Genomic DNA, 22,787 nt, shown 5'->3' on the forward strand with positions numbered 1-22,787 from the left:
ACTGGCTGTCTGTCTAGGCACTGGGGCACAGCCAGACGCGCATACAGTGCGGCCCCAACATTTTAAATTTTGATGACGGGGTGACGTCCAGAAGGCCCGCAGGCAGTGCCCCGCGGCTTGAACAGACGGCCAGTCTGCCCTGTGCCGCGCGGCACTGCCTGCGGGCCTTCTGGACGTCATGCCGGGTGCGCAGGAAGGAATCATAGACTCCCTGGCGCCGCAGGATCGGAGAAGCCGTCGCACAGGCGACAACGATCGGCGATGGTTTGGCGCACGCGCGGCGACAGCAGCGCGGCAAGTTCATCGGTATGCCGGTAGTGGGCCATGCTTTCGGTAAGCTGGCCGTGCGAAGCGGGATGCAAATAAACCTCCGACAGGCCGTCCGGCAGCTGTTCGAGTATTTCCAGCATCACCGCTTCGTCCATGCCACCGCTGTGGCGAAGGCCGAACACGTGATCGTTATAGGCGACGCCGGCACGGTCCAGGCGCCAGCGCATCAGAGCCAGCCACGGGCCCAGCCATGGCCCCATGCCCGGTTCCGACGGCAGGCGAATGGCATGGAGACCGTATTCGCGCCCTATGCTCAGCATCAGGCTCAAGATGGTGGGATGGAGATGGAAATGCTTGTGCGCGTTGACGTGATCGAGTCTTAGTCCGGTGCTGGCGAACGCTTCGAACTGCGCACGAATTTCGTCGGCCAGTTGGCGACGCACGTGTGGCAGGAAAAAGAAGCGGAAGCCGTTGCGCACCATGTTCGAATCGAACGTGCCATGGCCATCGACCAGATCGGGGATGCGCACAGGCGGCAGCATCGCTCGACCGTCGGCGAGAACCAGGTGCAAACCCACGGCAAGGCCGGGGTTCTGCTTGGCGCGGGCTACCGCGTCGGCCACTGCGGGCGCGGCCACCATCAGGCTGGCTGCACGCAGGACGCCGTCACGGTAGCCGCGTTCGACGGCTTCGTTCACGGCTTCGTGCAGACCGAAATCGTCGGCGGTGACGATCAGGCGCGGGCGGGGCTGGGAGGGTGATTTCATGCGGGCATTCAAGGGGTTCTATGCGACGCTCAATCTTGCCCGGCCATCAGGCCCGCGCTGGCGGGAAGATGGCCGGGAAAAATTGGGCATTGCGAATGTCATGGCGACACCCATGCCCAAGCAAGCGGGAATCAGGCTTCGTGCGCGCGCAGGAAGCGGAAGAACTCCACCCCTTCGCGCAGACGGCGCTTCATCATGTCCCAGCTCATCAGCATTTCCTTGACGATCTCCCAGATCTTCGACGGGCGGAAGTAGAACGCCCGGTAGAACTTTTCCACGCCGTGGAAAATTTCCTGCTTCGACAGATGCGGGTACTCGATCAGAGCCAGCTGCACGCCCTTGTCGTTGACCAGGTTGACGGCTTCGTTTTCCTTCAGCCAGTTGTTCTCCACCGCCTGCTTGTACAGCGCGGTGCCCGGATAAGGAGCGGCCAGCGACACCTGGATGGTGTGCGGGTTGATTTCCTTGGCGAACTGGATCGTCTTGTCGATCGTTTCCTTGGTTTCGCCCGGCAAGCCCAGGATGAAGGTGCCATGGATGGTGATGCCCAGCTTGCGGCAGTCTTCGGTGAAGCGGCGTGCGATGTCGGTGCGCAGACCTTTCTTGATGTTATGCAGGATCTGGTCGTCGCCCGACTCGTAACCGACCAGCAGCAGGCGCAGGCCGTTTTCCTTCATGATTTTCAGCGATTCGTACGGCACGTTCGCCTTGGCGTTGCACGACCAGGTCCAGCCCATCGCGCCGAGGCCGCGCGCGATCTCGTGCACGCGTTCCATGTTGGAGCTGTCGGTGAAGGTGTCATCGTCGAACATCAGCTCCTTCACTTCCGGCATGTTCTCCTTGATCCACTTCGCTTCGGCCAGCACGTTCGCCGCCGAACGCGTGCGGTAGCGATGACCGCCGACGGTTTGCGGCCACAGGCAGAAGGTGCATTTGGAGCGGCAACCACGGCCCGTGTAGATCGACACGTAGGGATAGTTGAGATAGCCGATGAAGTAGTTGCTGATCTTCAGGTCGCGCTTGTAGATCGGCGCCACGAACGGCAGGTCGTCCATGTTCTCGATCATCGCGCGCGGCGGGTTGTGCTGCACGCTGCCGTCGGCGAGCTTGTAGCTGATGCCGGTGATGCTTTCGAACGGGCGGCCTTCGGCTACTTCCTTGCAGGTGTAGTCGAATTCTTCGCGGGCGACGAAATCGATCGCGGGCGAGGCCGTAAGCGAAGCGGTAGGGTCCACCGCGACCTTCGCGCCGACCAGGCCGATCAGGACGTTCGGCTTGCGCGCCTTGAGCAACTCGGCAAACTTCGCGTCGGTCGGGAACGACGGCGTGCTGGTATGGATGATCACCAGGTCGTAACCCTCGGCGATCTTCAGGCTGTCTTCCACCGAGATATCGTCGGCCGGGGCGTCGAGCACGCGCGAATCGGGCACCATCGCCGCCGGCTGCGCCAGCCAGGTCGGATACCAGAAGCTCTTGATCTCGCGTTTGGCCTGGTAGCGCGAACCCGCGCCGCCATCAAAGCCATCGAAGGAAGGAGCTTGCAGAAAAAGCGTTTTCATTACGAATGACTCCTGCGGGGCGGTCGGTGCCCGTGAACAGCAGATTGTTCAGAAATTCAACCCGATATTATGGTCTACGGCGCTGAACCGTCGCCTCGTGCGTGCAGTACCTGTCCGCGCCATCTTACCTGCCATCCGGCCAGGGCGGCTGCCCATTCCATCAGCAATAAGGTGTCGCGGAGGGGAATCAACAGGGCCTCATGCCAGGCGAAGGCTTGATCACTGATGCGCCGCTGTAAAAAGTGTAGCAAAACCCGCGCTGCGCCACCGAGCAGGGCGAGGCCCAGGCTGACCGGCCCGGGTGCCAGGCACAGGCCCAGTAGCAGCAAGGGTGACGTAAAGCACACAAAAGTCAGGGCAAAACCCGCTGGCGCGATCGAGCGGATGGTGCGCAACCAGCGCAGCTCATGCGACCACAAATCTTTCAAGTGGCTTTCGCCGACATCGGTACCGACCATCACGTCCGAGAGCACCGTGCGCAAACCGGCGCGGCGAGTCAGTTCGCCCAGCCAGAAATCATCGGCCAATGTGTCGCTCAAGGCAGCGAATCCGCCGATCGCTTCGAGCGCGTCGCGGCGCAGGGCAATCGTCGAGCCGAAGGCGAAGCGCGTCGAGCCAAAGGCATGGGAAAGCCGCACGGAAGGCGCGAACCAGTCGTCGATGAAAAGACGGCCAAGCCGCGACCACAACGAAGGTCCTGGCCTGCCGTAGTACAGGCAGGTGACGATGCCCACCTCTGGATCGGCCAGCGGTGCCGTGACGCGCGTCAGGTAATCGGCTTGCACGTGGATGTCGGCATCGGCCAGCACCAGCAGGTCGTGTTGCGCGTGCGGTAGCATGTTCATCAGGTTGCTGACCTTGAAGTTCGCACCATGCACGCGAGGATCGACCGCTAGTGCGATCGAGCGCTGCGGGAATTCTTGGCGCAGGCGCTCGACCACGGCAATAGCCGGGTCATCGGCTTCGCGTACACCGAATACCAGCTGATATGCCGGGTGTGTCTGCAGGCAGAAGCTGCGCAGGTTTTCATACAGCCTGGGCTCGGTACCATGCAGCGGCTTGAGTACACTCGCCGGCTGCGGTGCGCCGACCGGGGCGGAAATCGAGCGAATCTTTCGCGACCCTTTCATCACGGCCCATAGCGCGACGCAGGCATAGCCCGTCGCGGCGAAAGCCAGCGCGATGCCCAATGTCTGGGCCAGGGTGTCGACCAACCAGTAAGAGGACATAGACGTTTATGCTACCGGCAATCAGTCGACACGAAGCGCGCACATATGGGGGCTGCTCCCGGCGCGTGCAAGAGGGCGCTCGATGAAAGGCTGGTGCCGTGCATGGCCAGGTATCCTGGCTGCTTTCCTGTTGTGGGGGCTTACCAGCCAGGCTGCGGCCGCAGGCGCAGCCTCCTATGTACCAGCCTCGTCGGACATTGTCGGCGACTGGCTGGTGGAGAGCCGTGATGCGGTCATTCGCATCGAGCAGGTCGGCGACGAATTTCAGGGGCATATCCTGTGGCAGTTGCATAACACTTATGGTCCTGAGGATGGCCCCGACCTCAACGGCAAGATCGTCACCGACCGGCAAAACCCCGATCCGGCCTTGCGCGACAGGCCGCTGACGGGGCTGAGGCTGCTTACGGGCCTGCGCTTCGAAGCGGAAAAGAAGAAGTGGGAACACGGTCATGTCTATAACTCCGACGATGGCCGCACATATAATTGTTGGGTTCGGCTGCGCGGCCTGAACCGGTTGCAGCTGCATGGCTATATCGGGATCAGTCTGTTCGGCGGCAGTACGGTGTGGAGCCGGGTCACGATGAGAACGCCGGCTCCGGGCCAATTGCCTTACGTGATGGATGCGCCGGTCAAATAGATCGGCCCCGTACCGATCCCCTTTCCTCAGCGAGATGTTATGAATCGCAAACCCAGCACCGATGCATCCGGTGAACTGTGTGCTGCCTCCCAGGCACAGCCCAACATCGCCCTGGTCAAGTACTGGGGCAAGCGCGACCTCGCGCTGAACCTGCCGGTCGTGGGCTCCATCTCCATCACGCTGGAAAGCTTGTGGACGCGCACGTCTGTTCGCTTCGTGCCGGGACAACAAGGCGACCGCGTCAGCCTCAACGGCCGCAGCGACGAAGCGGAAGCCAAGCGCATCAGCAAGTGCCTCGACCTGTTGCGCAAACGCGCCGGGGTCGGCTATGGCGCCGAGGTTGCCAGCCGCAACAACTTTCCCACGGCGGCGGGCTTGGCTTCTTCCGCTTCCGGCTTTGCCGCATTGGTGCATGCCGGCGCGCGTGCGTTGGGTTTGGACTTGAGCCTGGAAGAACAATCCGTGTTGGCGCGCCGTTGCTCGGGCTCGGCGGCGCGTTCGATCTTCGGCGGCTACGTGGAATGGGCGCATGGCAGGTTGGCCGACGGTACCGATTCGGTGGCCATGCCGCTGCTTGACGCCGAGGCATGGCCGCTGCGTGTCGCGGTGGCGATCACGTCCACGGCGGCCAAGCAGGTGGGCTCCACCGAAGGCATGCGCCGCACGGCGGAAACCTCCCCCTATCAGTCTGCATGGATCGACACCCAGGAGGCAGACCTTGGCGTGGCACGTGATGCCATCCGTGCGCGCGATTTCGACGCGCTGGCGAGCATCTCCGAGTACAGCTGTCTGAAGATGCACGCGCTGGCGCTCGCCGCGCAGCCGGGTCTGCTCTATTGGAACGGCGCCACGGTGGAATGCATGCATCGCGTGCGCGCCTTGCGTCAACAAGGCGTGCCGGTGTTCTTCACCGTCGATGCCGGTCCGCAGCTCAAGGCTGTGTGTGCGCCGTCGGCCATCGAGCAGGTGAAGGCGGCCTTGCGCGACGTGCCGGGTGTGCTCGATGTGCTTGACACCGGCCTTGGCGAAGGCGCGCGCGCATTAGCTTCGGACTGGGTGGACGCATGATGGAAGTCACCGCCGAAGCGCCCGCCAAGCTGGTGTTGCTTGGCGACTACGCCGTACTGGAAGGCGCCCGCGCCTTGGTGCTGGCGGTGGATCGTCGCGCCCATGTGCAGATCGTTTCGCGTGCCGATCGCGTGTGCAAGGTCAGTGCGCCGGATCTTGGTATCGGCGAGGCGTGCGCTCTCATCGGTAGCGACGGGCAGTTGCAATGGCAATGCGATGAGGCGATCAGCGCCAAGCTCACGTTGGTCGACCACGTGTGGCACGGCATGCTGCGCGAAGGCCTGGCGCCAGTATCGACCGGCGGTTTCGACCTTGCGCTGGACACGTCCGGCTTCTTTCACGTGGATGGCGGCGTGCGCTCCAAACTGGGGCTCGGGTCCAGCGCGGCGCTGACCGTGGCCCTCGCCTCCGCCTTGGCGACTTATGCCGGCCATGGCGAGGTCATGACCGACCGCACGCAATGGATGCGGCGGCTGCTGCACATGCATGGTGGCTGGCAAGGCGGTCGAGGGAGCGGCGTGGACGTGGCCGCCAGCGTGGCGGGTGGCTTGATCGGCTATCAATTGGTCGGCCCCGTACGCGAGCCCACGTATGAAGCGATGCCGGCCGACGGCCTCAATTGCCTGTTCGTATGGTCGGGGCAGTCGGTTTCCACCAGCGATTCGCTGCAGCGTCTTGCGCTATGGCGCAAGACCCATGCGGCCGATTACATGGCGCACATGAGCGAACTGGGCATCCTTTCCGCTGCCGCGCTCGATGCGCTGAAGCAGGGGCGCATGCCATCTTTCATTGGCCTTACGCGTGAATATGCCCTTGGCTTGCAGCGTTTTGCCGCTGCCTGCGGACTGGAAATCTATTCCCCTGCACAAAAACGGCTCGCGGATATGGCTTCCGGTGGCGATGTCAGCTATAAGCCTTGCGGCGCGGGTGGCGACTTCGGCGTGGTGTTTGCTGAGGAGCCGGAAAGGTTGGCGACATTTGAACGCGCCATTGTGTCGGCCGGTATGCACGTAGTTCCCCTGGGTCTTGATACTCGCGGGGTCAGTTGCCATATGCGCCCAGATGCGACCCCTTCCCCCGCAAGGATTTTGACGTGATCACAGTCCGCTTGACCGTCATGGCTTATGGGCCAGGTGCCAAGTCGTGACGCGGCCTGTGACTTTCGACCTATCACGGAGTGCTTAAGGCTTATGAGCGCCGAATCTTCGAGTGCCGAACGGTCCCGATTTCCCGCTTTCTACAAACTCTCGGTATCGGACCGTGTACGCGTTATCCATGAGCGCGGCTGGGTCTCGGCCGAGGACTATCAGGCGCTGGTCTCCGGCGAGCACACGCTGAAGGTCCACAAAGCCGACAAGATGATCGAAAACGTCGTCGGCGTCATGGGCTTGCCGGTCGGTCTCGGCCTGAACTTCCTGGTCAACGGCCGCGACTACATCGTGCCGCTGGTGGTGGAAGAACCCTCGATCGTCGCGGCGCTGTCGTCGGCGGCCAAGCTGGTGCGTGGTACCGGTGGCTTCACGGTGGAGAGCACCGAGCCGGTGCTGATCGGCCAGGTGCAGGTAGTGGACGTGCCGCATCTGGCGCACGCCAAGGCCACCCTGCTTCAGCGCAAGGACGAACTGCTTAACCTCGCCAACAGTCTGCATCCGCAGATGGTGGCGCGTGGCGGTGGCGCGCAGGATCTGGAAGTGCACGTGCATCCGCGCCCCGAAGGCGGCGACATGCTGGTGTTGCACCTGTTGGTCGATACGCGCGACGCGATGGGTGCCAACCTGGTCAACACCATGTGCGAGGGTATCGCCTCGCTGGTGGAAACGATGACCGGCGGGCGCGTGTTCCTGCGCATTCTTTCCAACCTTACCGATCGCTCGATGGTGCGCGCACGCTGCGTGATCCCCGCCGACCAGCTCACCGGCAAGGGTTTCGAGGGCGAAGAGGTGCGCGATGGCATCGTGCTCGCGAACGAATTCGCCAGCATCGATCCCTATCGTGCGGCCACGCATAACAAGGGCATCATGAATGGCGTCGATGCCGTGGCGCTCGCCACTGGCAACGATTGGCGCGCGATCGAAGCGGCGGCGCATGCCTATGCGGCGCGCGGCGGCCGTTACACCTCGCTTACGCGCTGGTATAAGGGCGAGAAGGGTGAGCTGATCGGCGAGCTGGATATTCCGATGAAGGTCGGCACCGTTGGCGGACCGCTGCAGTCGAACGCGACCGTGGCGCTGAACCTGCGCCTGCTCGGTGTGAAGACGGCCCGCGAGCTGGCCGAGATCATGGGCGCGGTCGGCCTGGCGCAGAATTTCTCGGCCCTGCGCGCGCTGGTCACCGAAGGCATCCAGCAGGGGCACATGACTCTGCATGCACGCAGTGTTGCCGTGGCGGCAGGCGCCACGCCGGAAATTTTCGACACCGTGGTGGAGCGCCTGGTGGAAACTGGCGAGATCAAGATCTGGAAGGCGCAGGAGATCGTCGAGCAGGTGCGCAAGGAGTCGCGCGGCGTGCCGGCGACGACAGCGGAACAGCCTTCGGTCGACCATCGGGCCTGCGGACACGGCAAGATCATTCTGCTCGGCGAGCATGCGGTGGTATACGGCAGCCATGCTGTTGCCGCACCGGTGCCGCTTGCAGTGCGCGCGGTGGCGCAGGACACCAAGTCCGGCGGCGTCGACATGTTCATCCCGCGCTGGGGCGTGGAATACCGCTTGCACCGCGATCCGGCGCATCGCGATTCGTTCCAGCGTTCGCTCGGCATCATTTTCGACGAACTGCAGTTGACCGATCGCTCGATGCGCATCGAAGTGTTCCCGAACGTGCCGCGCGCCATGGGTCTGGGCGGTTCGGCTGCGATGGCGGTAGCGGTGATCCGCGCGCTCGATCAGCACTACAAACTGGGCCTGAGCGACGAAGAGATCAATGCGCTGGCCTTCCGCTGCGAAGAGGTCGCGCATGGCTCGGCTTCCGGCATCGACAATACGGTGGCCACCTACGGCAAGCCGCTGCTGTACAAGCGCGCCGGCAAGAAGGGCGAGCTACCGATGGTGCGCGAACTCCATCTGCCCAAGCGCATTCCGCTGGTGATCGGCATCAGCGGCAAGGAAAGCCTCACCGCCGTAACGGTGGGTAAGGTACGCACTGCATGGCAGCGCAATCCTGCACTGTACGACGGCATCTTCCAGCAGATCGACGCGCTGACGCTGCAGGGTGTGGAAGCCATGCAGCAGTACGACCTGGAGCGCCTTGGCGACTTGATGAACATCTGCCACGGCCTGCTCAACGCGTTGCGCGTGTCAAGCTGGGAAGTGGAAGAACTGGTGCAGATCGCACGTGAACACGGCGCGCTGGGTGCCAAGCTCACCGGTGGCGGTGGCGGCGGCTCGATCGTCGCGCTGTGCCCGCAAAACCGCGAAAAGGTAGCTGCCGCGATTCGCGACGCCGGCTACCAGGCGATGGAGGTCGACATTGGATAACACAGAGCACGAGCGCCAGGAGTGGCGCGATACGAACGAAGTAGTGTCGTTCGACGACGAGCCGTTGATCCTGGTCGATCACGACGACCGCGACATCGGCTTCCTCGACAAGGCCGCCGCGCACGTCGGCAAAGGGACGCTGCATCGCGCGTTCTCGCTGTTCGTGTTCAACGCCAAGGGCGAGCTGCTGCTGCAGCAGCGCGCGCCAGGCAAGCGTTTGTGGCCGGGTTACTGGTCGAACACCTGCTGCAGCCACCCCCGGCGCGGCGAGACGGTGGATTCGGCCATTCACCGCCGCCTGAAGGAAGAGCTGGGCCTGGCCTGCGAGCTGAAGTACCTGTTCAAGTTCGAGTACCAGGCGCAATTCGATGCCGAAGGTGCCGAGCACGAGCTGTGCTGGGTGTATGCCGGTCGTAGCGACGCTGCGCCCACGGTGAATGTGAACGAGATTTCCGGCTTGCGCTACATCGCGCCGGATGCCCTCGACGCGGAGATGGCGGCCAAGCCCGAAGCGTTCACACCCTGGTTCAAGATCGAATGGGAGCGGATTCGCCGCGAACATCCCGACGTGTTCGCGCCGCTTTAGAAGCTAAACGGCCGGACGCGAGCCAAAGCCTTGGCTGGCGTCCGAATGACTTATACTGTACCGAGCAGTTAAGATTTCCAAGCGCCGCGTTGCACAGGCGTACTGACATTCCGGAGAAATCCCTTGGGTATCCCTCTTATTCAACAGACCACGATCGCACAGTACATTCTGAAGAAGAAGCTGACCGGTCAGAAGCGCTACCCGCTGGCGATGATGTTGGAGCCGCTGTTCCAGTGCAATCTGGCCTGCGCCGGTTGCGGCAAGATCGATCAACCGAAGGAAATCCTGCAAAAGCGCATGAGCGTCGAGCAGGCGCTGGCGGCCGTGGATGAGTGCGATGCGCCGGTGGTGTCGATTCCCGGCGGCGAGCCGCTGATCCACAAGGATCTGCCGAAGATCGTCGAGGGCATCGTGGCGCGCAAGAAATTCGTGTACCTGTGCACCAACGCGATCTTGCTGCCCAAGCACATCGACGAATACAAGCCGTCGCCGTACTTCACTTGGTCGGTGCACCTGGATGGGCTGGAAAAGCAGCACGACAAATCCGTGTGCATGGACGGCGTGTTCGAGAAAGCAGTGACTGCGATCAAGCTGGCGCTGTCCAAAGGCTTCCGCGTAACGGTGAACTGCACCTTGTTCAACAGCGAGCCGCCGGAAGAGGTTGCCGATTTCTTCGACTACGCCATGGAACTGGGTGTGGAAGGCATCACGGTGTCGCCGGGCTATAGCTACCAGCATGCGCCGCGCCAGGACGTGTTCCTGGGCCGCACCGAGAGCAAGCAGCTGTTCCGCGACATCTTCAAGATCGGCAAGGAACGCAAGCGCAAGTGGGCGTTCAACCAGTCGGCGATGTTCATGGATTTCATCGCTGGCAACCAGGCCTATCAGTGCACGCCGTGGTCCAACCCCACGTACAACATTTTCGGTTGGCAGAAGCCGTGCTACCTGCTGGTCGACGAAGGCTACGCCAAGACCTACAAGGAGTTGATGGAAGACACCGAGTGGGAAAAGTACGGTGTGGGCATCAATCCGAAGTGCGACAACTGCATGGCGCATTGCGGCTTCGAAGGCACCGCGGTGGACGACATGTTCGCCCATCCGCTGAAGGCGCTGAAGGTGTCGATGTTCGGTCCGCGTACCGATGGCCCGATGGCGCCTGATCTGCCGGTGAAGTATGGCAATCGCGCCGACGCCACGGCGATCCATATTCCGATCAGCTCGATCCAGCGCCGCAGCGCCGAGACCACTAACGAAGCGAATCACTAAGCATCAAAAGCGTCGACAACGATGGGCATACTGGGGTGGATTGCCGCGTTGCTGCCGGCATTGATGTGGGTGGGGTTGCTGCTGACGCCGTGGCGGCCATGGAGCACCCGCGAACGCATCGAAGCCGATCCGCAGGCCGGATCGGCCGATCTCAGCCAGATCACGGTGCTGATTCCGGCGCGCAACGAGGCCGATGTCATCGGCCTCACCCTTGCCGGGCTGCAGGCGCAGGGGCATGACCTGCAGGTCGTGGTGGTCGACGATCAATCCACTGATGACACGGCCAATACCGCCGCATCCTATCCGAACGTACGCGTGATTCGTGGTCAACCATTGCCGGAAGGCTGGGCGGGCAAACTGTGGGCGCTGGAGCAGGGCAAGGCGCAGGTGCAAACGCCGATCACCTTGCTGCTGGATGCCGATATTCAGTTGCAGCCGGGTTTGCTGCCCGCGCTACTGGCGCACAAGCAACGCGAGAATCGGCAATTCGTCTCGCTGATGGCGGACCTCAGGCGCACCAGCTTCTGGGATCGTTTGCTGCTGCCCGCGTTCGTGTACTACTTCAAGCTGATCTATCCCTTCTCAATTTCCAATTCGTCTTCACGCTGGGTAGCGGCGGCGGCAGGCGGCTGCATCCTGGTTGACACCGAAGCGCTCAAGCGCGCGGGTGCCTTTGCCAGCCTGCGCAATGCCTTGATCGACGATTGCACCCTGGCGCGACAGGTGAAAAACGCTGGCTATCGCACCTGGCTGGGCCTCAGCCGTGGCGTGGTCAGCCTGCGCCCCTATGGCAGCCTGGGCTCGATTCACGACATGGTGGCGCGTTCGGCCTTCACCCAGCTCGGTTATTCCACCGTGCTGCTGCTGGTGGTGACGCTGCTGTTCGCGATCTCCTACGGCCTGCCTTTCTTCCTGCTGGCCTCGCCGGCCACCTGGCGCCTGGGCCTGCTAGCGCTCATCGCCATGATGCTGAGCTACCTGCCGATGCTGCGCTACTACCACATGCGGCTGGCTTGGGCGCTGCTACTGCCGTTCGGCGCCGTGCTGTACCTGGGCATGACCTGGAGTTCGGCGATCCGCTATTGGCGGGGTGTCCGTTCGCGCTGGAAAGACCGCACCTACAGCACTTGACAGGTGATCCGGGCAGCCTGTGTCGTCCGGCAGGCTTGGAAGATAGGGAAGCTCTGGCTAGAGTCGGTAGCTAACCTTTCTCATTCCTGCCCCCGGGCAGTCATCTTCGGGAGCCTTCATGCCTCGTTTCCGCCTGCTTGCGATCGCCATGTCCGTAGCGCTTGCCGCGTGCTCACAATCCCCTAACGAAAACCACAGCGCGCCGGCTGCCTCAGCCAGTGCACCGGCCAAGGCTTCCAGCACCGCCGCCGAGGCGCAGGCCAGCAATCCGTTCTTCACCGTCAGCACGCTGCCCTACCAGGCGCCGCCGTTCGACAAGATCAAGGACAGCGACTACCAGCCGGCCATCGAAGAAGGCATGCGGCAGCAATTGGACGAGGTCGAGAAGATCGCCAACAATCCCGAGTCGCCCACGTTCGAAAACACCTACGTGGCGCTGGAAAAGTCCGGTGTGCTGCTCACTCGGGTGATGGCGGTGTTCAACGCGATCACCGCAGCCAACACCGACGACGCCTTGCAAAAGGTGCAAGAGGAGGAGGCGCCCAAACTTGCCGCGCATGCGGATGCGATCCATCTCAACGGCAAGTTGTTCCAGCGCATCCAGGCCGTCTATGACCAGCGTGATTCGCTCAAGCTCGATCCGGAATCGCAGCGCCTGGTCGAGGTGGTGCACCGTCAGTTCTTGATGGCTGGCGCCAAGCTGTCCGATGCCGACAAGGCCAAGCTCAAGGACTACAACAAGGAAGAGGCTGCGCTGCAGGCGCAGTACAACAACAAGCTGCTCGCCGCGGCGAAGAATGGCGCGCTGGTCGTCGATGACAAGGCCAAGCTCGCCGGCCTTTCCGACGAAGATATCGCCGCCGCCGCGCAAGCCGCCAAGGACCGGCATCTCGATGGCAAATGGGTGCTCACGCTGCAGAACACCACGCAGCAGCCGGCCCTGCAGGATCTGACCGACCGTGCCACTCGCAAGGCCCTGTTCGAAGCCTCGTGGACGCGAGCCGAAAAAGGCGACGCCAACGATACCCGCGACATTGTTGCGCGCCTGGCTCAATTGCGCGCGCAGGAAGCCAAATTGCTGGGTTTCCCCAATTACGCGGCATGGACGCTGCAGGACCAGATGGCCAAGACGCCGGATACGGTGATGAGTTTCATGGAGAAACTTGCGCCTGCGGCGGTTGCTCGCGCCAAGACGGAAGCGGCGGATATCCAACAGCAGATCGACAAGGACCAGGCTGCGCTCAAGCAGCCCAGCTTCAAGCTGGAGCCATGGGATTGGGAACACTACGCGGAGGAAGTGCGCAAGGCCAAGTACGACCTGGATGAGTCGCAGATCAAGCCGTACTTCGAGCTCGACAACGTGCTGCAGAGCGGTGTGTTCTACGCGGCAAACCAGCTTTACGGCCTGACCTTCAAGGAGCGCAAGGACATTCCGGTCTACAACCCGGATGTGCGCGTGTTCGAAGTGTTCGACAAGGACGGCAAGTCGATGGCGCTGGCCTACTTCGACTACTTCAAGCGCGACAACAAGAACGGCGGCGCGTGGATGGACAACTTCGTGCAGCAATCCAAGCTGTTCGGCACCAAGCCGGTGATCTACAACGTCGCCAACTTCACCAAGCCCCAGCCCGGCCAGCCGGCGTTGTTGTCGACGGATGACGTGGTCACCATGTTCCATGAATTCGGCCATGGCCTGCACGGCCTGTTCGCCGACGAGCAGTACCCCACCCTGTCAGGTACGCAGACCGCGCGCGACTTCGTCGAATTTCCCTCGCAGTTCAATGAGCACTGGGCATTCGATCCGAAGGTGTTCGCCAACTACGCCAAGCACTACCAGACCCATCAGCCGATGCCGCAGGAATTGGTCGAGAAGATCAAGAAGGCACAGCTGTTCAACAAGGGCTACGACATGACCGAGCTGGTCGCTGCGGCCATGCTCGACATGAACTGGCACATGCTCAGCGCTGACGAGCCGAAGCAGGATGTCGATGCGTTCGAAACCGCCGCGCTCAAGAAGGATGGAGTGGATCTCTCGTACGTGCCGCCACGCTATCGCTCCACCTACTTCCTGCACATCTGGAGCAACGGCTACTCGGCGGGCTATTACGCTTACCTGTGGACGCAGATGCTTGCCGACGATGCGTTCGAAGGCTTCAAGGACAAGGGCGGCTTGACCCGCGAAAATGGCGATCGCTTCCGTGCCATGGTGCTTTCGCGCGGCAATACCGAAGAGCTTGCCAAGCTGTACAAGGATTGGCGTGGTGCGGATCCTAGCATCGAGCCGATGCTCAAGCATCGCGGCTTGAAGCCGGAGCCGACCAAGTAGATTCCCGCGCAAGCGATGCAAAGGGCCGGCTAAATGCCGGCCCTTTGCTTTGCGCAAGACACAGGAATGTGAGCGCTTTACCAGTTCAATTGAGTTGCCATTGCTGCGGCGGCAAGCCGTTGTCGGTCCAGATCTGCAACTGCGTGCCGTGAGTGGTGGAACCGCCGGTGTCGTCCAGCATCAACGAACCGGAAGCCTGGTTCATCAGCTTGTAGGTGCCGTTGCCCAGATCCATGAACTGCCAGGCCTGGTTGGCGTTGCCCACGCAGCCCCATAAGGTGACCTTGTTGCCGGGCGCTGTACTGCCGCCGGTGTTGTCCACGCACAGGCCGGAATACTGGTTCTGGATGCTGTACCAGCCGCCGCCTTCGGCATGCACGGTCCAGTTCTGCACCGACAGGCCGTTGCAGTCCCATAGTTCGGCGCTGGTGTTGTTGGTGGTGCCCCAGCCGGTATCGTCCAGGCATAGCGCGGTGTTTTGCATGTTGTGGAACGCATGCGTCGAGCCATCGGCCGGCAGGTTGTTCCATGATTCGCTGCCGTAATACGTAATGCAGCCACCGTTGTTGTAGTCCGAAGCCAGCTCGAGAATATTCGAGCCATCCGTTGCCGGCAGCAGGGCCGAAGAGTAGTTCGGGCAATAATTGTCGTAAGCAGTGGGAACCTGCACGGGAGCGTTGATGGTGTACCAATTGCCGGCACCGTCGACGTTGGTGTTCACGAACAGCACCTTGCCGTTATAGCTCGACACGCTGCCGTTGGATTCGTACATCACCTGACCCACCAGCAAGATCGCACCGTTGCTGGAAATGACCGAAGGACTCCACACGTTCACCGGCGCGTGTTCCAGGTACTGGCCGCTGGCCGTGACGATCTTCGTGCCGGTGTTGCTGGGATCGCCGAAATTCCAGCCGTCGGTCGAAGTGCGATCGAACACCGAGCAAGAGGCAGGGCCGCACAGTTCATAGCTCATGAAGAAATGACCATTCGGCAATTTGCTGACCGTGGCCATGCCGGGACGATCGGATTGGACGGTGCTGGCGACGGTATTGCTCTGGTCGGCCCAAGTTTGCCCGTCATAGCTGCGGATTTGCGCGAGCTTCTGGCTGCAGCACGGATCGGTCTCGTCGGACCAGAACATCACCAGCGCGCCATCGCTGGCCACCTCGAACTGGGGCTCCCATAGTCCGTGCGAGCTGTCGCCGCGCTGCACGGGCGTGCTGTGATAGCTCCAGCTGACGCCCTGATTGGTGCTGGTGTACACCTCGATCGCCGGCGTAGTGCCGTTGACCGTATAGGTCGCGGCAAATATCAGCGTGCCGGCGCCAAGCGCGCCTACCTGTTGCGGAAGCTCGTATAGCGTTGCACAGCAATGCTCGGTACTGCCGCTGATGGTCGGCACGGGGCCGATCAGATTCCAGTTCGCGCCATTGTCAGCGCTCTGGAAGATGATGCCGTTGGTGCTCGCTACCAACATGCCGTTGAAGCCTGGATTCTGCTGCAAGCGAACAACGCGAGGATAAAGCGTACTGCCGGTAAGCAAGGTGCCGGTGGCGGCATATGCAGGCCGTGTGCCCATGACAAGCAACACGGCCAGCATCAGCAGGCACAAGGAACTCCAAGCCGACCAAAGCTTCGGGTGTTTCATAAAACATCTCCTGTGTCGCGTCAGCGACAACGTGATGTGATTGAAGAAAAAGCCGAATAGTCGTTCTTGTTGTGTTGTTACCGGCCGGCATTGCGCCGGCCGGGAGTTCCCCTCTACGAAGTGGTAGAGCTACTGCCAGGGATCAGCGGCCGATTTCGCGCAACCGCTTGCCGCCCAGCAGATTGCGCTCGATCTGTTCCAGCGTGATGCCCTTGGTTTCCGGCACCAGCCAAAGCGTGAGCATGATAAACACCACGTTGAAGGCGGCGTAGAGCCAAAACGTTGCTGCATTGCCGATGCCGTTGAGTAGGCTCAGGAAGGACACACCTACCAGCCAATTGGCTGCCCAGTTGGTGAAGGTGGAGCAGCCGATGCCGAAGTCGCGGCCCTTGAGCGGCTGGATCTCCGAGCACAGCGTCCAGATCAGTGGGCCGGCGGACATCGCGAAGCCGACGATGAAGACCAGTAGCATGCCCACGGTGAAGGTCTGCTCGCCGTGCGTGTGGATGCCGAGGTGCATCATCGTCCCGACTACGCCCAGGCCCAGCGCCATGACCACGAAACCGATGTACAGGATTGGTTTGCGGCCCAATTTGTCGACCAGGCCGATCGCGATGAAGGTGGCCAGCACATTGACCAGGTCGACGATGACCGTGAACCACATCTGTGCTTCGGTGGCATAGCCCATGCCCTCGAAGATGCGTGGAGCGTAGTACATCACCACGTTCATGCCAGTCAGCTGCTGCATGATCTGCAGCAGTACGCCCAGGCCCACCGAGCGGCGAAAGTTCGCGTTCTGGAAGAACATGTGCACGCCGCGCTGCGGCGTCTTCAGCTGCTCGCGGATCTCGCCGATCTCGCGTGCGATGGCGTCATTGCTACCGAGCAGCCGGTGCAGCACCTGCTCGGCCTCGGACTGGCGGTTGCGCATCATCAGCCAGCGCGGGCTTTCCGGCAGGAAGGCCACGCCGAGCAGGAACAGTGCGCCAGGGATCGCGATGATGCCCAGCATCCAGCGCCAGCTACCGGTGTAGCTTAGGGCGGCATTGGAGAGGGCTGCGGCGAGGATGCCGATGGTGATCATCAGCTGGTACAGCGAGATCATCGCGCCACGGACTGATTCGGGCGCGATCTCAGCCAAGTAAAGAGGTGCGGTGAAACTGGCGATGCCGATCGCCAGTCCAAGCACCAGGCGGCCCGCGATCAATGCGCTGGGTGTCCACGCTACGCCGCACAGCACTGATCCTGCTACGAACAACACCGCTCCAAGAATCAGCGAGCGCTTGCGGCCCAACTGGCTCGACAACCAGCCGGCGCTCAGCGCGCCCAGCGCGGCACCAGCCATCATGATCGAGACAATCCACTCGATGGTATTGTCGTCGATCATGAAATCCTTCTGGATGAACTGCTGCGCGCCGGCGATCACGCCGATGTCCAGGCCGAACATTAGTCCGGCAAGCGCAGCGAGCACGCAGGTGAAAATGGCAGTCGCCTTGGCGTGCGTTGGTGTAGCGGTCGCGGATGTTGAAATGGCACTCATGAATGACTCCCCGGTCGGTCGCATCGTGCGGATGTTTTCATCTTTTTCACGACATATAAATAAAAAAGCCGGCTTATGCAGGCCGGCCGGTGAAACGCGGTTCGGGCATGCCGGTGAAGGGCACCTCGATGGCAAACAGGCCACCGGCCTGCGGCTCTTTCGCCAGTGCTTCGGCGCTGAGTCCGTCCCGCGCGCTGGTGATGTAGAGCATGTTGAGTCTCTCGCCGCCGAAAGCCACGCGCGTCGGCTGGCTGGCTGCTAGGGTGATGACAAGGTCTTCCCTGCCATCAGGCGTATAACGCACCACGCGATTGGCACCCCATTGCGCATTCCACAGGCCGCCTTCGCTATCGACCGCGGAGCCGTCTGGTTCGCCTTGCGCTTGCGACAGGTCGATATGCACCCGGGGCGCCGTGGCATTGTCGCCATAGCTGCAGCAATTGACGATGCGAGTGAACGAGTCGCAGTAATACATCGTGGCGCCGTCGGGACTGAACGCGATGCTATTGCTAATCGCGACCGGCCCAAGCGGCAGCTGTTCCAAGGTCAGATCCTTGTGCAGCCGGTAGAAAGCACCAGCCGCACGTCGCGCTTCGCTGCCGACGGGTTCATGCAGCGTGCCGAACACGAAGCGCCCCTGACGGTCACATGCGCCATCGTTGAGCCGCGTCGGCAGGCCAGTTTCGACTGCGGCCAGGCGGATCAACTCGCTGCTTTCCAAGTGGAAGAATGCCAGACCGCTCGCCAATCCCAACAGCAGCCAGCCATCTTCGTCGCACAATGCAAACGATGCCAGGCGTTCGGGCATCGGCCACTGATGCGTGCTGCCATTGGCCGGGCGATAGCGCCATAGCACCGAGGCATGGATGTCCGTCCAGTACAGCGACTGGCTACGCGCGCACCAGGTTACGCCTTCGCCAAGCGTGTTGTGTGCGTCCAGTACCAGAGCGGCATGCAGGCTCATGCCCAGCCACCGTCGACGATGAAGTCGTGGCCAGTGCACATGCCGCTGTCATCGGAAGCGAGGAACAAGGCTGCACGTGCGAGATCGTCCGCGCCAAGATAACCGGGCAGGCATTGCTTGTTGCGAATTTCTGCTTCGCCCGCTTCATCCAGCCACAGCTCGCGCTGTTTCTCGGTGATTACCCAGCCTGGCACCAGCGCGTTGATGCGGATGCGGTCCTTGCCCAGGTCGCGCGCCAGCCCGTTGACTAGGCCGCGCACGGCTGACTTCGCCATCGCGTACATCGGATAGCCGGCATTCTTGATCATCCAGCCGGTCGAACCCAGGCAGATGATCGAGCCGCCGCCCAGCTCGCGCATCCCCGGCACGACCGCCTGGGTGGCGAAGTACTGGTGGCGCAGGTTGACGGCGATGCTCTGCTCGAATTCCTCCGGCGTGGTGCCCTCCAGGCGATGGCGTCGATCGTTGGCGGCATTGTTGATCAGCACGCCGAAGCTGCCGACGCTCTGGCTCGCCGCTGCGATGGTTTTGCGCAAGGCTGCGATATCGGTGACGTCGCACGGCAGAAACAGCGGTGCATGGCGTACCTGCGGCAAGCTTTCGCGCAGGGCTGTAGCGCCCTGCTCGTCGATGTCGAGAAAGGCCACGCGCGCGCCTTGTTGCGCGAAATGCGACACGAAGGCGGCGCCAATGCCGGTGGCGCCGCCGGTGATCAAGACGGCGCGGTCGACCAGGCTGGGGTAGGTGGCGAACATGGGCATGTTGGATCTCGTCGAGGACATTACCATTCCGCCACGCTGCCGTCGTTATGGCGCCAGATTGGATTGCGCCAGCGGTGGCCCACGACGGCGCGTTCGGCAACATAAGCTTCGTTGACCTCGACACCCAGGCCGGGGCCGTTGGGCATGGATACGAAGCCATTTTCGTAGGCGAACACGCTGCGATCAGTGATGTAGTCGAGCAGGTCGTTGGTGGCGTTGTAGTGGATGCCCAGGCTCTGTTCCTGGATGAAGGCGTTGTGGCACATCGCATCCAGTTGCAGGTTGGCTGCCAGTGCGATCGGTCCCAGCGGGCAGTGCAGCGCCAGCGCGACGTCGTAGGCTTCGGCCATCATCGCAATCTTGTGCGTCTCGGTGATGCCGCCGGCATGCGAAGGATCGGGCTGGATGATGTCCACGCCGCCAATGGCGAATACACGCTTGAAGTCATAGCGGGAATACAGGCGTTCGCCCAGCGCGATCGGTGCGGGCGAAATGCTGGCGAGTTCCGGCATGCATTCCAGGTGATCGGAAAGCACCGGCTCCTCGATGAACATCAGCTTGAACGGCGCCAGTTCGCGCATCAGCACCTTCGCCATCGGCTTGTGCACGCGGCCGTGGAAATCCAGCCCCAGGCCGATTTCCGGCCCCACCGCCTCGCGCACGGCCTGCACATTCTCCAGCACGCGCTGTACCTTGGCGTGTGTATCGACGAAATGCATCTCTTCGGTGGCGTTCATCTTTACCGCGGTAAAGCCACGCGCAACCGCTTCCTTGGCGGCCTGGGCGGTATCGGACGGACGATCACCGCCGATCCATGAATACACGCGGATACGGTCACGTACCGGCCCGCCCAGCAGTGCATGCACGGGAACACCCAGATGCTTGCCCTTTATGTCCCATAGCGCCTGGTCGATGCCGGCGATCGCGCTCATCAGAATTGGGCCGCCGCGATAGAAGCCGCCGCGATACATCACGTTCCAATGATCCTCGATGTGGCGCGGATCCTTGCCGATGAGGTAATCGGACAATTCCTCGACCGCTGCCGCGACCGTGTGCGCGCGGCCCTCCACGACCGGTTCGCCCCAGCCGCTGATGCCTGCGTCGGTATCGATGCGCACGAACAGCCAGCGTGGCGGAACGAGGAAAGTGGTAAGACGGGTGATCTTCATGCGGGGTTTCCTTGAGAACTTGATTTCCAGGCTTGAGCGAAGGCGCGGGCGCGACGAGCGACATCGCTCGCATCGCGGCCAGGTGCGTAGAGCGCGGAGCCGAGGCCAAAGCCGTTGGCGCCTGCAGCGACATAAGGGGCCATGCTTTCGGGCGTGATGCCGCCTACCGGCAGCATCGCCAGGTCACGCGGCATCACCGCTCGCCAAGCCTTGAGCACCGGCGGCGTCAGCGATTCGGCGGGAAACAGCTTGATGGCGTCTGCGCCAGCCTCGATGGCGGCAAACGCCTCGGTAGGCGTAGCCACGCCAGGCACGCAATACATCCCTGCACGCTTGGCCGCCGCGATCACGCGGACGTCGGCGTGCGGCATCACGATCAGACGGCCTCCGGCGTCGGCGACCCTCGTGACTTGTTCGGGCTGCAAAACGGTTCCGGCGCCAATCAGGCACTGCTGGCCAAGCTTGGCCGAGAGCTGTTGAATGCTTTCGTACGGCTCCGGCGAATTCAGCGGCACTTCGATCAGGCGGAAGTCTGCGCCGGCCAGCGCGCCACCGATATCGTCCGCTTCCCGCGGCCGGAGACCGCGAAGAATCGCTACCAGGGGGAGGGCATCGAGCCACGCGCGTATCATGTTGTTACTCCGAAGTAAGAATGAAGTCGGGCTTTGGCGAGCAGCCCGGCGGCGGAAGCCAGATGCCACAGGCCCTGCGCGGCGGCGTCATCGACGACGGCCGGTGGCGCGTAATGGAAGTGTTGCGCCGCCAGGGCGTAGCGCTGGCACAACGTTGCCTCGCCGATCAGGCACAGCGGCGAAAAGCTGCCGTCATCGCGCAGGCGTGCAATACGGAACTCCTCTCCGATCAGCAGGCCGGACAGAAAATCAGGCGCCTGTGCGGGCGCCAGCTCTCCGGCCAGCATCAAGGCCCGCGTGGAAAACAGGCGGCTGAAGATGCCTTCGCCGCCGCTGTCCCTGGCAGCAAGCAGGCCGCGAACGAAAGCATCATGGGCAAACGATGGCGTGGACTCGGCGGGAAGGCCGGCGCCGAGGATGGAGTGCTTGATCAGCAGCGCGTATATCTCGCCGGTCATGACCGTATCGAAGTCGGTGATGCGGCCGTCCACTACCCTGGCCCATTTGCTGTGCGTGCCGGGCAGCACGAAGCGCATGTTCAGTTGCTGGAGCGGCTGCCGCGCAAGAGCGCCGATGATCTGGGTTTCCTCGCCGCGCATGACGTCGGCAGGTTGGCGGCGCTGCAGGCCTGGCGCGATCCATAGCTCATGGCTTGCGCAATCGTCTACGCGCAGCATGCCGCGCGCGATGCCTGCCGCATCGGCCGGCAGCGCCGCGTAAGGCACTTCACGCCAACCCTGCCGGCTACCGACCATGCCGGCGGCCACTGCCACACAGGCGGGCCACTCGGCGGTGATGGCCTCAAACGCGGCTGCGAAGCCGCCTTCAGGCAATTGCCGGACGCCCCAGGCTTGCTGGCGCGAAGCCACCACCTTGCCGTCGGCATCAAAAAGATACGCACGCAGGCTGCTGGTGCCCCAATCCAGTCCGATCAGCTGCGCCTGGGTCGTCATGCGGATTTCCTCGCGCGGCGTTTGCCGGTCATGTTCGCGCTGGAATCGAGAATCATCTGCTGCATTGCGCGTCGGGCCACCTCGGGTTGGCGGCGCCGTATCGCCTCGAACACCTGGCGGTGATACGGCAGGGAATACTTGAAGTCGCCGCGCTTGCGCGCGGACTGTACGAAGAACGAGCCCAGGGCCGTTTCGACCACGGAAAATAGTGAAATCATCAGTTCGTTATGAGTTGCGACCAGCACAGCCTCGTGAAACTGCAAATCCGCGTCGGCCCACTCGTCACTATCGTGGGCCGCTTCCATGGCGAGGTATGCCAGCTCAATCTGTTTCAGTTGTGAGGCATCGCAGCGACGAGCGGCCAGGGCTGCCGCGGCAGGTTCGAAGATTTCACGCATCTGCACCAGCTTTTGCACGAAGTCCGCCGGCGGCATCGAGGCGCAACGCCAGGCCAATACATCCGCATCGAGCTGATGCCAGTAGCGTTCCTCGCGTACCCGCGTACCCACCTTGGGCCGCGCTTCGACCAGGCCCTTGGCGGACAACACGCGCATCGCCTCGCGCAGGGCCGTGCGGCTCACCGCCATTTGCTCGGCCAGCGTCTCTTCTCGCGGCAGCGCTTCCCCGGGCTGAAGTTGGCCACTGACGATCCGCACCCCCAGTTCATGGGTGACATGGCCGTGCAGATTGCGGGTGTCGGCGACTCTCATTGGCGCTCTGAAGGGTGATGGAAACGAGATGTTTGTGTTGCATTGCGAAAGTGCTGGTGCGTACGGATCGTGATCGGCGAGTGCTGGCGGGGGCGTTC

Annotated in this window: 19 protein-coding genes; 8 read left to right on the top strand and 11 right to left on the bottom strand. The window is 62.4% G+C overall.

The features are described 5' to 3' along the window. Window positions 1–200: 200 nt before the first annotated feature. The 3 genes from hpnK to hpnI form a co-directional block, all read right to left on the bottom strand. The gene (hpnK, locus tag QQJ96_RS07925; protein WP_284331442.1) at window positions 201–1,037 is read right to left on the bottom strand and encodes a hopanoid biosynthesis-associated protein HpnK; all 837 of its coding nucleotides are present in this window, start codon (window positions 1,035–1,037) and stop codon (window positions 201–203) included. Between the two features lie 131 nt (window positions 1,038–1,168). Continuing rightward, window positions 1,169–2,596: a hopanoid biosynthesis associated radical SAM protein HpnJ gene (gene hpnJ / locus QQJ96_RS07930; protein WP_284331443.1), complete on the bottom strand. Its 1,428-nt coding sequence runs from the start codon at window positions 2,594–2,596 to the stop codon at window positions 1,169–1,171. 74 nt (window positions 2,597–2,670) lie between these two features. Continuing rightward, window positions 2,671–3,825, bottom strand: coding sequence for a bacteriohopanetetrol glucosamine biosynthesis glycosyltransferase HpnI (gene hpnI, locus QQJ96_RS07935; protein ID WP_284331444.1), 1,155 nt, complete (start codon window positions 3,823–3,825; stop codon window positions 2,671–2,673). An 82-nt stretch (window positions 3,826–3,907) separates the two neighbouring features. Here hpnI and QQJ96_RS07940 point away from each other — a divergent pair, with 82 nt between their 5' ends. The 8 genes from QQJ96_RS07940 to dcp all read left to right on the top strand — a co-directional run bounded on the left by QQJ96_RS07940 (window position 3,908) and on the right by dcp (window position 14,312). Continuing rightward, window positions 3,908–4,462, top strand: a complete 555-nt coding sequence (locus tag QQJ96_RS07940) for a DUF2147 domain-containing protein (RefSeq protein ID WP_284331445.1) — start codon at window positions 3,908–3,910, stop codon at window positions 4,460–4,462. Between the two features lie 39 nt (window positions 4,463–4,501). Continuing rightward, window positions 4,502–5,530, top strand: a complete 1,029-nt coding sequence (mvaD, locus tag QQJ96_RS07945; protein ID WP_284331446.1) for a diphosphomevalonate decarboxylase — start codon at window positions 4,502–4,504, stop codon at window positions 5,528–5,530. Continuing rightward, window positions 5,527–6,627: a mevalonate kinase family protein gene (locus QQJ96_RS07950; protein ID WP_284331447.1), complete on the top strand. Its 1,101-nt coding sequence runs from the start codon at window positions 5,527–5,529 to the stop codon at window positions 6,625–6,627. Before mvaD ends, QQJ96_RS07950 begins: the two co-directional genes overlap by 4 nt. A gap of 93 nt (window positions 6,628–6,720) precedes the next feature. Continuing rightward, window positions 6,721–9,003, top strand: coding sequence for a hydroxymethylglutaryl-CoA reductase, degradative (locus tag QQJ96_RS07955; protein ID WP_284331448.1), 2,283 nt, complete (start codon window positions 6,721–6,723; stop codon window positions 9,001–9,003). Further along, window positions 8,996–9,589: an isopentenyl-diphosphate Delta-isomerase gene (gene idi, locus QQJ96_RS07960; RefSeq protein ID WP_284331449.1), complete on the top strand. Its 594-nt coding sequence runs from the start codon at window positions 8,996–8,998 to the stop codon at window positions 9,587–9,589. Before QQJ96_RS07955 ends, idi begins: the two co-directional genes overlap by 8 nt. A gap of 123 nt (window positions 9,590–9,712) precedes the next feature. Further along, a complete protein-coding gene (gene hpnH / locus QQJ96_RS07965; RefSeq protein ID WP_284331450.1) occupies window positions 9,713–10,855 on the top strand; it encodes an adenosyl-hopene transferase HpnH in 1,143 nt (380 codons plus the stop codon). 21 nt (window positions 10,856–10,876) lie between these two features. Further along, on the top strand, window positions 10,877–11,986 hold the full coding sequence (locus QQJ96_RS07970; RefSeq protein ID WP_284331451.1) for a glycosyltransferase: 1,110 nt from the start codon (window positions 10,877–10,879) through the stop codon (window positions 11,984–11,986). A 118-nt stretch (window positions 11,987–12,104) separates the two neighbouring features. Continuing rightward, the gene (gene dcp / locus QQJ96_RS07975; RefSeq protein WP_284331452.1) at window positions 12,105–14,312 is read left to right on the top strand and encodes a peptidyl-dipeptidase Dcp; all 2,208 of its coding nucleotides are present in this window, start codon (window positions 12,105–12,107) and stop codon (window positions 14,310–14,312) included. A gap of 85 nt (window positions 14,313–14,397) precedes the next feature. Here the strand turns inward: dcp and QQJ96_RS07980 are convergent, their stop codons facing one another. The 8 genes from QQJ96_RS07980 to QQJ96_RS08015 form a co-directional block, all read right to left on the bottom strand. Beyond that, window positions 14,398–15,960, bottom strand: a complete 1,563-nt coding sequence (locus QQJ96_RS07980; RefSeq protein ID WP_284331453.1) for an RICIN domain-containing protein — start codon at window positions 15,958–15,960, stop codon at window positions 14,398–14,400. A gap of 142 nt (window positions 15,961–16,102) precedes the next feature. Then, entirely contained in the window at window positions 16,103–17,644 is a 1,542-nt protein-coding gene (locus QQJ96_RS07985) for a sugar porter family MFS transporter (protein WP_284331454.1), read from the bottom strand. Continuing rightward, window positions 17,574–18,464: an SMP-30/gluconolactonase/LRE family protein gene (locus QQJ96_RS07990; protein WP_284331455.1), complete on the bottom strand. Its 891-nt coding sequence runs from the start codon at window positions 18,462–18,464 to the stop codon at window positions 17,574–17,576. The genes QQJ96_RS07985 and QQJ96_RS07990 overlap by 71 nt, the downstream gene beginning before the upstream one ends. Beyond that, entirely contained in the window at window positions 18,461–19,225 is a 765-nt protein-coding gene (locus tag QQJ96_RS07995; RefSeq protein WP_284331456.1) for an SDR family NAD(P)-dependent oxidoreductase, read from the bottom strand. The genes QQJ96_RS07990 and QQJ96_RS07995 overlap by 4 nt, the downstream gene beginning before the upstream one ends. A 20-nt stretch (window positions 19,226–19,245) precedes the next feature. Continuing rightward, on the bottom strand, window positions 19,246–20,394 hold the full coding sequence (gene dgoD / locus QQJ96_RS08000; protein ID WP_284331457.1) for a galactonate dehydratase: 1,149 nt from the start codon (window positions 20,392–20,394) through the stop codon (window positions 19,246–19,248). After that, on the bottom strand, window positions 20,391–21,026 hold the full coding sequence (locus QQJ96_RS08005; RefSeq protein WP_284331458.1) for a 2-dehydro-3-deoxy-6-phosphogalactonate aldolase: 636 nt from the start codon (window positions 21,024–21,026) through the stop codon (window positions 20,391–20,393). The genes dgoD and QQJ96_RS08005 overlap by 4 nt, the downstream gene beginning before the upstream one ends. Continuing rightward, window positions 21,023–21,979: a 2-dehydro-3-deoxygalactonokinase gene (locus QQJ96_RS08010; RefSeq protein ID WP_284331459.1), complete on the bottom strand. Its 957-nt coding sequence runs from the start codon at window positions 21,977–21,979 to the stop codon at window positions 21,023–21,025. The genes QQJ96_RS08005 and QQJ96_RS08010 overlap by 4 nt, the downstream gene beginning before the upstream one ends. Then, on the bottom strand, window positions 21,976–22,689 hold the full coding sequence (locus QQJ96_RS08015) for a FadR/GntR family transcriptional regulator (RefSeq protein ID WP_284331460.1): 714 nt from the start codon (window positions 22,687–22,689) through the stop codon (window positions 21,976–21,978). Before QQJ96_RS08015 ends, QQJ96_RS08010 begins: the two co-directional genes overlap by 4 nt. Window positions 22,690–22,787 lie beyond the last annotated feature (98 nt).

The organism is Dyella flagellata, from assembly GCF_030160275.1.
Lineage (GTDB): Bacteria > Pseudomonadota > Gammaproteobacteria > Xanthomonadales > Rhodanobacteraceae > Dyella_B > Dyella_B flagellata.

Bases quoted from the DNA above. Each gene is read 5' to 3' on its own strand.
- dgoD (WP_284331457.1), bottom strand. From the start codon at position 20,394: ATGAAGATCACCCGTCTTACCACTTTCCTCGTTCCGCCACGCTGGCTG.
- QQJ96_RS08015 (WP_284331460.1), bottom strand. From the start codon at position 22,689: ATGAGAGTCGCCGACACCCGCAATCTGCACGGCCATGTCACCCATGAA.
- QQJ96_RS07970 (WP_284331451.1), top strand. From the start codon at position 10,877: ATGGGCATACTGGGGTGGATTGCCGCGTTGCTGCCGGCATTGATGTGG.
- hpnJ (WP_284331443.1), bottom strand. From the start codon at position 2,596: ATGAAAACGCTTTTTCTGCAAGCTCCTTCCTTCGATGGCTTTGATGGC.
- hpnK (WP_284331442.1), bottom strand. From the start codon at position 1,037: ATGAAATCACCCTCCCAGCCCCGCCCGCGCCTGATCGTCACCGCCGAC.
- QQJ96_RS07950 (WP_284331447.1), top strand. From the start codon at position 5,527: ATGATGGAAGTCACCGCCGAAGCGCCCGCCAAGCTGGTGTTGCTTGGC.
- QQJ96_RS08010 (WP_284331459.1), bottom strand. From the start codon at position 21,979: ATGACGACCCAGGCGCAGCTGATCGGACTGGATTGGGGCACCAGCAGC.
- QQJ96_RS07980 (WP_284331453.1), bottom strand. From the start codon at position 15,960: ATGAAACACCCGAAGCTTTGGTCGGCTTGGAGTTCCTTGTGCCTGCTG.
- dcp (WP_284331452.1), top strand. From the start codon at position 12,105: ATGCCTCGTTTCCGCCTGCTTGCGATCGCCATGTCCGTAGCGCTTGCC.
- hpnI (WP_284331444.1), bottom strand. From the start codon at position 3,825: ATGTCCTCTTACTGGTTGGTCGACACCCTGGCCCAGACATTGGGCATC.
- QQJ96_RS07940 (WP_284331445.1), top strand. From the start codon at position 3,908: ATGAAAGGCTGGTGCCGTGCATGGCCAGGTATCCTGGCTGCTTTCCTG.
- QQJ96_RS08005 (WP_284331458.1), bottom strand. From the start codon at position 21,026: ATGATACGCGCGTGGCTCGATGCCCTCCCCCTGGTAGCGATTCTTCGC.
- mvaD (WP_284331446.1), top strand. From the start codon at position 4,502: ATGAATCGCAAACCCAGCACCGATGCATCCGGTGAACTGTGTGCTGCC.
- QQJ96_RS07990 (WP_284331455.1), bottom strand. From the start codon at position 18,464: ATGAGCCTGCATGCCGCTCTGGTACTGGACGCACACAACACGCTTGGC.
- QQJ96_RS07995 (WP_284331456.1), bottom strand. From the start codon at position 19,225: ATGCCCATGTTCGCCACCTACCCCAGCCTGGTCGACCGCGCCGTCTTG.
- QQJ96_RS07955 (WP_284331448.1), top strand. From the start codon at position 6,721: ATGAGCGCCGAATCTTCGAGTGCCGAACGGTCCCGATTTCCCGCTTTC.